Origin of the sequence: Actinokineospora auranticolor, assembly GCF_041897805.1 — a bacterium.
GTDB classification, from domain to species: Bacteria; Actinomycetota; Actinomycetes; order Mycobacteriales; family Pseudonocardiaceae; genus Actinokineospora; species Actinokineospora auranticolor.
In genome coordinates this window covers 2,514,766-2,527,342 of sequence record NZ_CP154825.1, presented here as the reverse complement: position 1 = coordinate 2,527,342, position 12,577 = coordinate 2,514,766, and the positions used below count along the sequence as shown (strand labels likewise).

6 protein-coding genes and 1 pseudogene are annotated in these 12,577 nt (G+C 65.3%); 4 read left to right on the top strand and 3 right to left on the bottom strand.

The window, feature by feature from the left end:
- Nucleotides 1-104 precede the first annotated feature (104 nt).
- Nucleotides 105-1,328: a hypothetical protein gene (locus V5P93_RS11585; RefSeq protein WP_146108335.1), complete on the bottom strand. Its 1,224-nt coding sequence runs from the start codon at nucleotides 1,326-1,328 to the stop codon at nucleotides 105-107.
- 264 nt (nucleotides 1,329-1,592) lie between these two features.
- Between V5P93_RS11585 and V5P93_RS11580 the strand changes: the two genes are divergently transcribed.
- Nucleotides 1,593-4,769, top strand: a complete 3,177-nt coding sequence (locus V5P93_RS11580) for a DEAD/DEAH box helicase (protein ID WP_219824172.1) — start codon at nucleotides 1,593-1,595, stop codon at nucleotides 4,767-4,769.
- Nucleotides 4,770-5,058: 289 nt separating this feature from the next.
- Here the strand turns inward: V5P93_RS11580 and V5P93_RS11575 are convergent.
- Nucleotides 5,059-5,205, bottom strand: a pseudogene (locus V5P93_RS11575) (transposase); the annotation flags it as partial.
- 237 nt (nucleotides 5,206-5,442) lie between these two features.
- On the opposite strand from V5P93_RS11575, the gene V5P93_RS11570 reads away from it, so the two are divergent.
- Nucleotides 5,443-7,860 (top strand): hypothetical protein, encoded by a 2,418-nt coding sequence (locus V5P93_RS11570; protein WP_146108334.1) that lies wholly within the window; start codon nucleotides 5,443-5,445, stop codon nucleotides 7,858-7,860.
- A gap of 221 nt (nucleotides 7,861-8,081) precedes the next feature.
- Here the strand turns inward: V5P93_RS11570 and V5P93_RS11565 are convergent, their stop codons facing one another.
- Nucleotides 8,082-8,861 carry an endonuclease domain-containing protein gene (locus V5P93_RS11565; RefSeq protein ID WP_219824171.1) on the bottom strand — a complete coding sequence of 260 codons (780 nt, stop codon included), beginning with the start codon at nucleotides 8,859-8,861 and terminating at the stop codon, nucleotides 8,082-8,084.
- Nucleotides 8,862-9,024: 163 nt separating this feature from the next.
- On the opposite strand from V5P93_RS11565, the gene V5P93_RS11560 reads away from it, so the two are divergent.
- Entirely contained in the window at nucleotides 9,025-11,595 is a 2,571-nt protein-coding gene (locus V5P93_RS11560) for a tetratricopeptide repeat protein (protein WP_181043882.1), read from the top strand.
- Between the two features lie 124 nt (nucleotides 11,596-11,719).
- Complete coding sequence (locus V5P93_RS11555) at nucleotides 11,720-12,373, top strand: hypothetical protein (protein WP_104482815.1); 654 nt, start codon at nucleotides 11,720-11,722, stop codon at nucleotides 12,371-12,373.
- Nucleotides 12,374-12,577 lie beyond the last annotated feature (204 nt).

Here is a 12,577-nt window from a genome sequence, read left to right as displayed (position 1 = left end):
TGGGGCCGCCGGGAGGTCCCGAGTGCCGACCTTGACGGTCGAGGAACGCCCATGGCTGCCGAGGTCCGATCACTCCAGACCTTGACATACGGTCGAAATGACGGCTACCAGTGGTCGTCGCTATCCATGTGCTCCTCGATGTAATCGGTCGCGCGTTCCCAGGTGCTTTGTGGATTGAGCCCGTCGCCGAAGGCGAGACGTAGCAGTCCTTCCGGTGGATCGCCAGGAGTTCTGGCGAGTTCGATGACCTCGTACGAGGAGATCTCCCCAGGGGCCACGGCCTGGCGCACTGCGGGCATGACAGCGAGCGCGACGTTGTCGAGGTCCTTGCCCTGGGATGGCGGGACGACGAGGAGGATGACCTTCACGGGTGTTTGCATGGAGGTCAGGATGGGATACCTGGCTGTCAGTTCATCGACGGCCTGACCGATTGCCCTTCCGAAGTTCACGCCGTCACCACGGGTCTGGGGCAGCACAGGCAGCGTGAAGGTGAACGGTTCGGACAGCAGCATCATTCGACTGCGTTCGCGGCTGCGGTCAAGCTGCTCGTGGATCGCAAGCAGGCGCGGATCGTCGGCGAGCGGGCGGCCTGGTGGACGCGCGCCGGAGATCCAGTGAGGCCACTGGGTGAACATGAGGGTGAGCCGCGCATCGGACCGGGCCAGCAGAGCCTGTTGCAGGCAGCCGCGGTTGTAGCTCGCGAGCCAGTCGTTGAGTTCGCGCCGGCGTTCGGCTTGCTCAGGCGACTCGGCGTGGCATGGGTCGAAGGCAGGGTGGGTCTCGGGCTCAGGAATCGGCGGGCTGTGGACCGGACAGTCAGGGGAGTCGTCATCGCAGCGTGCGTCGTCGTGGACGGAGGAGAACCGCCTGAGATCGTCCACCACATCACGCAGGGGCCGCGCCGTGACGTGCGTGCATGGCGAGGCCGAGGCGTCAGCGGCTGGATGGCGCGATGAGAGATGAACGTGCAGTAGTTTCACTTGGCGGTCGTCGCGGTAGAGGGCGTGGTGGCGGCCACATGTGTGGCCGCGGGTCCGCAACGCGCCGAGCACGTCGAGAAGGTGCTTGGCAAGCCGGTGCACCCCCGGTGGCTGGGACCTGCCGGAAACGAAGCACACATCGAGTGCGACGGGACCGGTCAACGGGAACTGTCGGAATGTGGTCATCTGGTCCAGCAGCGCGATCTGGGCGCGTGTGATTCGATGAGTTGCGCCTCGACGTCCCTTCTGCTCAGGTTCTCCATCGATTCGAAGTCGACGTGCGCGCAGCCACCCCCGTCGCCATTGGATCCGCACGCCCTCTGGCTCGCTCCAGAAGTCATCACTCACCGAGCCTCGATTCCTCAGCCGTCACTCCGACAGTGTCTCCGCCGACGCCGGGTCACCGTGACATGCGCCCATGACCAGTTGAAGACTGACTTCAGGTCACCGAGTTCACGGTGGATCTGCGACCGACGAACGCGATCGTGAGGCTGGCTCGCTTTGCGACACGCCGGAGTGCGCGTGACACATAGCCTTGTTCTGGCTGGTCAGGTGTCATTCTGATGCGCACTGCAGGACAGCAAGTCGACCGTGGGCCGGACGGGAGGTCGCGTGAAGGTGAAGACGTCCCACGTATGGGCGGATGTCGAGCGGGTCGTGGGGAACGATGTCCGGCAGCTTCTCGTACCCGCTGGGACGCTCGAGGTAAGCAAGGATGAGGAGGAGTTGTGGGTCGCCAACTCGTCTGGGCGATGGCCAGCGCACCGGACTGCGCAATCCGACCTCTCGGCTCCCTTGACTGCCGTCGTGCCGCTGGTCTCGCCGAGCGGATCCAGGGTTCAGTGGTCTGGCAGCAAACGTCGATGGGAACCCGACGAGGTCACGAAGTCGTACGCGGGGGCTCTCGGCTTTCGGGATCACACCGAGGAGAACAGCCTCCGGCGCCCCCAGATCGGCGCGTTGCACTCGGTGCTGGGGCATTGGGCGTCCGGGGTCGGCGATCCGGGGGTCGTGGTCATGCCGACCGGGACGGGCAAGACCGAGACCATGCTCGCATTGCTGGTGGCGGCGAGACCTCAGCGCGTCCTCGTACTGGTTCCGACCATAGCGTTGCGGGATCAGATCGCAGGCAAGTTCGAGAGCCTCGGCGTTTTGCATAGGTACCAGATCGTTGCTCCCGGAGCCCAGCGCCCTGTGGTAGGTAGGCTCGAGCACGGCATCTCCGACCCGGCGGAGGTCCGCCGCTTCGCCGAGGCGTGCAACGTTGTGGTCGCGACTCCTTACGCCGTGGCTGCCTGCGGCGAGGAGGCTCGGGCTGACCTCCTCGGCGCCTTCTCGCACTTGATGGTGGACGAGGCGCACCACGCGCCCGCGTCGAAGTGGATCAGCGTCATCGACGCGTTCGCCGACCGTAAGGTCTTGCTGTTCACGGCGACGCCGTTCCGGGAGGACGGGAAGCCTCTTCCGGGTCGTTTGATCTTTCGGTTTCCGCTGCGAGAGGCGCAGAAGGAGAACTACTTCACCTCGATCGACTATAAGGCTGTGTTCGGTATGGAGGGGACGGACCTGGCGATCGCCCAACAGGCCGTGGCGCGGCTGCGGTCCGACCTGGCGGCGGGATTCGACCACATCTTGATGGCCAGAGGAGAGTCGATCAAACGCGCCAAGGAGCTGCTGGCCCTCTACGAGCAGGAGGCGCCGGACCTGGGTCCGGCAGTCCTTTACGACAAGCTGTCGACACCGGCGCGCAAGGCGGTCTTCAAGGGACTCGACGACCGCAGCTGCCGCATCATCGTGTGCGTCGACATGCTGGGCGAGGGATTCGATCTTCCCGCCTTGAAGGTCGCCGCTCTGCACGATGTGAGGAAGAGCTTGGGGCCGATGATCCAGCTCATCGGGCGGTTCACCCGTTCACGCTCGGAGACGTCGACCATCGGAACAGCGAGCGCGTTCGTGGCCAGAGACCCTGCGGCGGCGCTATCTCCCTTGCGCGACTTGCTCCGCGAAGACGCGGACTGGAACTTGCTGTTGCACGACATCACCGAGCGTGTCGCCCAAGCCACGGAGGACACCAAGGCGTTCGACGCCTCCTTCTCCGACGGACCGGACGAGGTCTCGACGGCATCCCTACGGCCCACGATGAGCGCCGTCGCCTACCGCTCCGTCGTTCCCGCGTGGGAACCGGAACGTGCCCGCGGTGTCTACGGCGCCCGGATCCTCGACGACGTGGTGGCCGTTGGACACGATGGGCAGGTCGCTTGGTTCGTGATCGAACACCACCGTCACCTCAAGTGGGTCGACCAGCGAGCGCTGCAGGTCGTCGACTACGAGCTGATCGTCATGTACTTCGACAAGGGCCAGCAGCTCCTCTTCATCCACGGCTCCGCCAACGGCGGCGACTACGCCGACCTGGCCAACGCCGTACTCGGACCTGGAACACGCGGCATCAAGGGAGCGGCGACCTTCCGGGTACTCGGCCGAGTGGACCGGCTCATCCCCACCAACGTGGGCCTCCTCGACTCCCGCAACCACTTCAACCGCTTCTCCATGCACGTCGGCAGCGACGTCCTCAAAGCGCTCACCACCGCAGAGACGGAAGGGCAAAGCCAGACGCACATCGCGACCTCCGGCTTCGACGCGGGCCAACACATCACCATCAGCGCAGCCCTCTCCGGACGCTTCTGGTCGATGTCCACAGCCCCGGACTTGCGCACCTGGCGAGACTGGTGCGACCGGCAAGGAACGAGGTTGCTGGACGGCACCATCGATCTCGAAGGGATCTTCGCAGGCTTCATCATCCCGGAAGACCTGACCGCCCGCCCCGAGTTCGTCCTTATCGGCGCGGAGTGGCCGTGGGAGTACTACGCGGGCACCGGCACTGGGGTGCACTTGGAGGTTGACGGCAAGTCGTTCGCGCTCACCGAGGTCGGAATCGAGGTTGACGACTACTCGCCCACAGGGCCGTTCATGATCTCCTTCGTCACCGGGTCATGGCGCGTGCCCTACCGCGCGGACTTCACCGACACCGGACTGCGGTACACCCCCCTTGGCCGCGATGCGACCGCGAGCACGACCCGCTCGACCCTGACTCTGCAGCAGTGGGTCAACAATCCCGAGCACAAGCTCACCCTCTTCCTCGAGGGCAACCGCATGATCACCCCACAGGACCGCCTCCTCAAACCCCGCAACGACCCGCCATTCCCTATCGAGAAGCTGACACCACTCGACTGGACCGGCATTGACCTCCGAGCGGAATCCCAAGGACCCGAGCGACGACCAGACTCCATCCAGGCCCACGTAGCGGCACACCTCATGGACACAGCGGACTACGACGTCCTCCTCGACGACGACGGCTCCTACGAGGCAGCCGACCTCGTCGGTCTCAAGGTCATCGACTCCACGCTCCACATCACCCTGGTCCACTGCAAGTTCACCCAAGCAAAGCCGGGAGTACGGGTTGAGGACCTCTACGAGGTGTGCGGTCAGGCAGTCCGCGGTGCCAAGTGGAGCCGCAACGGCGCATACCCCCTGCTTCGGCACCTCGACAAACGAGCACAGCGCTACCACGCTCGGACCCAGGTGTCTCCCTATCTCGTTGGAGACATAAACGCTCTGTTCAACATTATGACCATCGCACCGCAACTACGCGTCCAGTTTCGCACCATCATCGCCCAACCCGGACTACAAGCCGCAGCAGCCAGCGACGACCAACTCATGCTGCTCGCAGGCACAGACGTCTACGTCCGCACCGCAACCGGCGGCGACTTCGAAGTACTCTGCAACACCTGACAACATCAATCGATCCGCGTCTGTCCCGGGCAAGTACACCATCCCCTCACCCACTACCGACCACCGCGAGCCGACCGGAAGCTGCGCACACCTCGCTCGCCAACTCTCCGACGCTACCTGCTCGGCCAATCTCTGACGAGTTCGCCCCCAAGGCACACGCCGACAAGCGCACCACCGCCTGCGACGGAGAGCAAACGGGAAGCAAGCGGGAGCAAATGCTCATTGAACTGCCCCGAACTGCACCGAGCATTTCCAAATGCACACGCGTTGACCTGCCTGAGAGTGTGTCTCATGTGGGGAGTTTCTTGAAGCAGGTGAGTGCGGCGGCGAGGGTGGTGAAGGCGAGGTAGTTGCGGGCGTGGCGTTCCCGGCGGGTGGTGAGTCGGCGGTAGCCGTTGGTGAGCCAGGCCAGGGTGCGTTCGACGACCCAGCGGTGTCCCTCCACCAGCCGCAGAAACCACCGACGCCCATTCACTACCCCTTCCGATCACACCAGGGTCTCCCCAGCAGCCCACCCCGCAGGTCAGAGCCATCGAGTCTAGATTGGACCCCAGATCAGCCCATAGATCGGTGCCGGTCAGTGACCTGTGTCATCGCCACGTGGTGCGGGCACGCGAACCGAAGCGCCGGTGGCGGCGCGTTTCCATCGGTAGCTGGATGTACGGTGCGCGTCATGTCCAAGCAGCAGCGCAAGCGGACCGCCAAGCGCAGGAAGCGGGAGCGCGCGGCCAGGGGGGCTGATGGGGTCGCAGACCTGTCCTCCACTGTCTCCGGACTTCTCGGTGGCGCGATGCGGCTCGAGCCTTACCTCACACTCGCCGGAGATCCCGCGGTGGTGATCGCACTGGCCCGGCAGCGCGTCAGCGAGGCGGTGGATGAGGTCCTCGCCGTTCTTGCGCACGTTGATGCGTTCGACGTGCTGGGCACGGTCAAGACGCAGCTGACACTGGTTGATCCAGAGACCTATTGCGAGAGTGACCATGGGGCCACCGTCGCGACGACCGAGTTGCTCGCGGTGATCCTCGCGGCCCGAGGTACCCGAACAGGCGACTCCCCAACGGGCCACGTCGAGCCCAATCCCGGTGTGGTCCTCCGTGCGCTACAGAGCCATCTTCAGGAGCTGATGGACGCAGGCCAAGTGTTGACCATGTTCGGTGTCGATCGCGACGACCCGATGCACCGCGTCAGCTTTGGCACACGCCTACGCGAGGCAGCGGTGCGTAACACCTCCTATCCCCACATGGTGGAGGACACGCTCACCGCACTCTTCGACGACCCCTCCATGGAAGAGGCGTGTCGCTCAGTGCTGGGGTGCACCGTCTCACAGATTCGTCAAGTGCTCACCTCCTTCCAGCAGACGGCCATCAGCGATCAAACTGGCGATTTCGACCTACTAGCCGAGTTCGTCAGTAACACACACGATGATGTGTCGGACCTGGCAGACGTTGATGGGATCAGAGCGCTGCTAGAGCACGTTCTCGACACCGGCAGAGGACGTACCGCTGAGAGAACCGCGACTGCGGCCGGCGTGGATGGCGAAACAGTGTCAGCCGTGCTTGACCTGTTCTCGACACCGATGCGCGCCCGATCAGCGGCCGACGCCGTGCTGGAGTTTCTGGCGGGTAGCTCGCCGTTCCGGACTCGCCCGATCCTCGCCGCTGACGACGGTGAGTACATGGTCGTACATCATGCGCTGCTAATTCCGGCGGTACGCGAGCGCGTCGAGGATGCCCTGCGCGTGGATGGTGGCGCCTGGGACATCTACAGCAAGCACCGGGGCGTGTACCTCGAAACGGAGGCCGCTCGCCTTGTGGCCAGACATCTTCCCGGTCAGGTGCAGCATCTCGGTTTCGAGTATTTCGTCCCTGCCAACGACTCCGAGACCATCCCCAGCTCCTACACCAAGTTGGCCGAAGGCGACGGGCTGCTTCTGGTCGATGACATCGCGATCATCATCGAAGCCAAAGCCGTAGCGCTACGCGCACGCTCCCGCACCGGCGACCCGCTCCGGCTACGCCAGGATCTGCGTCGCATCGTCACCGACGCCGCCGAGCAAGCCGACCGCCTCCGCCAACGAATCATCCAGGACCGCGGACTGCGCCTCAGAGACGGCACCTGGCTGGACCTTGAACCCGTACGCGAGATCCACTCGATCGCGGTGAGCCTGGAGGACTTGTCCAGCATCGCCACCATCACCAGCGAGCTGGTGAGAAGCGGACTGCTGACCACCGACGCGCTACCGTGGACGGTCTCCCTGCACGACCTGCGGGTCATCAGTGAACTCGTCGACCGCCCCGCCGAACTGCTGCTCTACCTGAGGCGCCGCACCGAACCCGACACCACACGCCGCTTCCACGCCTCCGACGAACTCGACTTCTTCCTGCACTTCTACGCTGCCCAACTCTATGTCGAGCCGGACCCGGACAGCACCCACCAGGCGCTACCCCAGCTCGGCGCCCCTCGCACCAAGAACCGACGTCGATACCGCGAGCAGCACCTTGAACTGATCATCAGCCGCACCGACCCCCTTGACGCCTGGTACTTCCACCAACTCGGCCTTCGCACCACACCTGCGGACAAACCACGCATGAAGGCGAACCCAGCGCTTCTACAGCTCATCGACGACCTGACCGCCCGACGCGAACCCGGCTGGCTCGCCATGACCGCCACCCTCCTGAGCTTCGACGACGCCGGACAGCGCCGCTGCGCGGTCAACGGACCCCGCCTGGCCAAGCAAACTCGGTCCGACGGGCTCCCGCACAGCATCGCCATGCCAGTAGGCACACACCAGCGCGACAGCGCACTCATCATATGGATAACCACGCCCACCACGGCCCCACTGGGGCCATCGCGGCAACGTCTGAGGGACTACACGGCCGCCAAGAAACACCAAATGCAACTCGACCGAGGATTCGGGCTACTCTACGACGACCGGGGAGAGCTCATTGACACCTGGTATGACAATCGAACTCCAGCGCATGACACCTCGCTAGATATCCTCTGCGCCAGACTTTCACTCAGAAGTCCCGGCGCGTTCGTAAGCGCACCCCCACCGCCAAAGAAGACACACAAACCGCGACGCAAGCGATAGTAAAACCGCCCTTGTGACTTCGAAGCCTACTCAACTCGACACCGGCCGGACGCACGACGCGCTCGGAATCAAGGCCGTGCTCAACGCGTCGGCGTCGCCTCTTGGTCGCCAGCCAGCCGTAGGGCGACATCCTCCCGTGCAGCAGCACCAGTCGCTCGGCGTTGGCGTCGGAGCAATGGCGTCTGGGTAGCTGCGACGATGCACAGTGGCGCATGAGACAGTTATGGGCCTTTGGGGAATGGGTCGAAGCCCATCAGCTCTATTCTGTCCTTACTCCACGAGCGTGCCTTGGTCGCGTCGGGGTGCCGGATGCCGAGATGCTCCGCGGGTGGGCTGTTGAGGTAGTCGGCCCACCTACACGCGGACAGGTGCGGGCACTTGTCGATGTTGTTGTTGCAGTGCGTGCACAGGAGACCGCGGACGGCCCCGGTGAAGTGGTCGTGGTCCACCACCGTGCCGAAGTCGCGGCCGCATGCGTGGCAGGCCGATCCCGCCAAGTCCACCAGTGTCGCTCGGATGCGTCCGAGCGGGGTGGATGTGTCGAGATCCGGTGGCCAGGCGGCACGTCCACCAAGGAAGTAGCATCGCACGTTCGCCGGGACATGTGCGGGATCGACTTCCTTGTCCTGGAATTGAACTGTCCAGGTGACTTCTCGTGTCCGTTCGGAGTAGGTCCCTTCCTGATCCCAGGGTGTGTCGAAGTTGCCGAGCCCGCGGCGGCGGCGTGGAGGAAGCTCCCGATAGTGGGTTCCATCGGTGTACCAGCGGAATCGACGGGTGTGGACGTTGTCGAGCGGTAAAAGGGCCGGAGTCAGCAAGTCCGGCTTGCGACCGCCCGAGCACAACGGAAACGTGCCCTCGAGCAGGTGGTAGCGCCCGTCATCACCCAACACCGCCCGGAGTGCCATACCGCCCCACCGGCGCCGACGCAGAGAACACTCGGTTCCAATGGCGTCGCGGACATGGCGGTCGACCGCGTCGTAGTCCAGCTTCAACGCCATCCTCCACAGGAGGTTCCTCCTCCGTCCTTCCGGCCATCCATCAAGCCCAACCGAGTTCACCACGCGTTGAGGCTATCGCGGCGAACACACCATGATGCCGTCGTTCACCGTGGCGAGCGCGCGTAGAGTCCAGTGTCTCGCCGCACAGGATAGGGTCCGGCTTGTGTCCTCGGATGACTCCGCACGCGAAGGTGCCGATCGACTCGACTCCGCCTCCGATTCGGCGGAGGACCGGGCGGTGACGGAGCCGAGGCAGGACTCGCCGCGGATCGGCGTAGTCAACTCGGTCATGGGCGAGGTGTCCGGGTTGCTGGTGCAGGCTGGGCGAATCGAGGGCGGGGTGCACCAGCATCACCACGCGGCAGCCAGGGCGACGGTGAGTTTTCCTCACCGAGCGGGTCCCCTTCCCCTGCGAGCGGCGTCGTTCCAGCGCCGTGCGCTGTCGGGTTCCCTTGCCCCGCTCGTGGACACCATCGTGTTGTCGGGGATGGGGGGCACGGGCAAGACCCAACTCGCGGCCGAGTATGCCGAACGTGCGTGGACGGCTGGTGAGGTCGACCTGCTGGTGTGGGTCAGCGCGGGGACGCGGGACGCGGTGATCTCCGGCTACGCGCGTGTCGCGGCCGATGTGACAGGCGTCGAGGACGCCCGTCCGGACGACGGCGCGCGACGGTTCCTCGACTGGTTGGCCAGCACGTCGATGCGATGGTTGGTCGTCCTCGACGATGTCCGGATACCGGCGGACCTCGTGGAGCTATGGCCCGCGTCCTCCACGACGGGGCAAGTGGTGGTGACGACCCGGCGTCGCGACGCCGCGCTGCAGACCCAAGGCCGGGTCGTCGAGGTGGAGCCGTTCACGAGCGCGGAAGCCGAGGCGTATCTGGCCAGTGTCGTGGAGGGGCGACGGCATCTGTTGGACGGCGGCATTGATCTGATCACAGCCCTGGGATGCTTGCCGCTGGCCCTGGCTCAGGCCGCCACGTACATGCTCGATCGAGAACTGTCCTGCACCGCCTACATGAAACGGTTGGCCGATCATCGCGTACGACTGGCAACCGTGTTGCCGGAAAGGGAGGCCCTGCCGGACGCGCATCAAGCGACCGTCGCCGCGACATGGTCGCTGTCCATCGAGCTCGCCGACCGACTCGCACCCGCGGGCCTGGCGAGTCCTCTGCTGGACGTAGCTGCGCTCCTGAGCCCCGACGGGATTCCGGTGGACCTGTTCAGCACGCCGAGCGTGGTCAGCTACCTGGGCGAGCAGGCCGGATGGGCCGTCAATGGTCAGGACGTCCAGGATGGTCTGCGGTGCTTGCATCGGGTGAGTCTGGCCGTCTTGGACGGGCCGGTCGTACGCGTCCACGGTTTGGTGCAGCGAGCCGCGCGAGACGACGTGGCCCCGGACAAGCTCCCGACGTTGGCACGCGTGGCGGCCGACGGGCTCCTGCACTTGTGGCCAGACCTGGTGCGGAACTCGCCGCTCACCCAGGTACTCCGAGCGAACGCAGACTCCCTGGCGACCAACTGCGACGACCACCTCTGGCACGACGGTGCGCACGAGGTGCTGTTCCGGGCAGCGAGCAGCCTCGGCGCGACCGGCATGGTCACCTCCGCGGTCAGCCGATTTCGCCTGTTGCACTCCGCCGCGAATCACCGCCTGGGACCTGACCACGCCGACACCTTGGCGACGCGATCCGAGGCCGCCCACTGGCAAGGGGAGGCCGGTGACAGCACCGGCGCGGTGCGCGCGTTGACGGAGCTGCTCTCCGACCGGACACGAGTCCTGGGTCCGGACCACCCCGACGCATTGACGACCCGTAACGACCTGGCCCACTGGCAAGCCCGCGCAGGCAACGTGCACGACGCGATCCGTACTGCCCAGGAGCTGGTGCTCGACCAGACCAGGCTGCTGGGAGCCGACGCCCACGCCACCCTGGTCACCCGCGCCAACCTCACCACCTGGCTGCGGCACACAGATCAAGCGACACACGTGCCCGACACGTTTGACGACCTACTGGACGACCTGCTGCGAGTCCTGGGCGCCGATCATGAACTCACACTGAAGACCCAGGCCAACCACGCCATCACACTCGCCGAGTCGGACGACCCGTCACTGGCGATCCCCCTGTTCGACGAACTGCTGCCCAATCTCGTGCGTGTCCTCGGGCCCGACCACCCCACCGCCCTCGACGGCCAACTGGCCGCGGCCGCCGCACGAGGACAGGCAGGAGACCCGGCCGGTGCCGCCGCGGGGTTCGAGGACCTGCTGGCCGACCACCTTCGAGTGCTCGGCCCCGACCACCCCAAGACACTGATGACCCGACACAACATCGCCCATTGGACAGCCGAGGCAGGCGACCCGGCAGAAGCCACTCAGGCCCTCGACTACCTGCTACCCGACATGCTCAGAGTTCTCGGCGCGGACCACCCCTACACACTGGCCAGCCGCTACGCACTGGCCACCGTCCGCGGGCAGGCAGGCGACCCGAACGGCGCCATCGCGGCGTTCGAGGAGCTCCTCCACGACCAAAAGCGCGTCTTCGGCGCCGACCACCCGCAAACCCTCGACATCCGCGGCACCATCGCCCTCTGGCGCAAGGAGACAGGCGACTTGCCGGGAGCCATAGCCACCCTGGAAACCCTGCAACCTGACCAACAGCGCGTTCTCGGACCTGAACACCCCACCACGCTCATCACCCGCGAAGCCATCGACATGTGGCGAGCTCTGTTGGGATGACCGCTTCTACTACCAGCACGAGCAGAGACCGCTCGCCTACCCGGCACGCACGGCTCCATGAAGTGTCGGCACCGTCATCTACTCTGGTCGCTTACCCGATGGTCCGAGGCGAAGGAGCAGGCAGGTGACAATCGCGCGGTTCGACGCCGCAGCATGGCTACCGCAGCCCACCTCCCCCGAAACCCACCAGGCGGGGTGGCAACTGGTATCGCACTGGCTCGACGCCCAACAGCGACGAACCGGCGCACCAGCCGTCCTGTTCACCGACGAACTACGAATCGGATCCGACGGCTTGCTGGACACCTTCACCCACGGCACCACCCACTTCAGCCTCCGCAGCGCCGGCCCACCGACCCCGGGACCCGTTCTGGCGTACCGCCCGACCTTCAAGGCACTGCGCGCAGCCCAACGGATGGCAACGTCGGCCATCTGCGTGTGGGAACTCGGAGACGCACCGATCCGGGGCTGGGCAGGCCAGGTCGGAGCGATCGACCTGACCACCGGGCTCCCCACCCCGGCCGACCAAGCGGTGCAAGAACACCTCGACCACTTGGTGTTCGCAGGCAACAACGGCTACGCCGACAAGCCCGGCCTCCGCGACGCCCGCCGCATCCTCACCGAACTACACGACCTCGGCCTGCCCACCGACACCATCCCCAGCAGCCTGGCTGCCCACACAGACCTCTCCACCGAAGCGATCCAACGCATCGCCGCACTCCTCACCTCCCTGCCGGCCCCACCCCTCCAGCCCTACCAAGCCGACCTGGACCAACTGTGACCTCGTCCGGCGGCCCCGCGAAACCACATCCCAGTCGGGAGCACGATGGGGAGCAAACGGGAGCAAGAATGCGCCCAGAACAGCCGCGAATCGCACTCGACGACGTTGAACGAACTCGTGTTGACCTACAAAACTCGAATTCCGCGGGTCTACACAATATGCCGTACATAGTTCACACTTAAAAGCTCTCTAAGCAGCGCTTAA

Coding starts and splice junctions, on each gene's coding strand:
- V5P93_RS11570 (WP_146108334.1), top strand. CDS start 5,443: ATGTCCAAGCAGCAGCGCAAGCGGACCGCCAAGCGCAGGAAGCGGGAG.
- V5P93_RS11565 (WP_219824171.1), bottom strand. CDS start 8,861: ATGGCGTTGAAGCTGGACTACGACGCGGTCGACCGCCATGTCCGCGAC.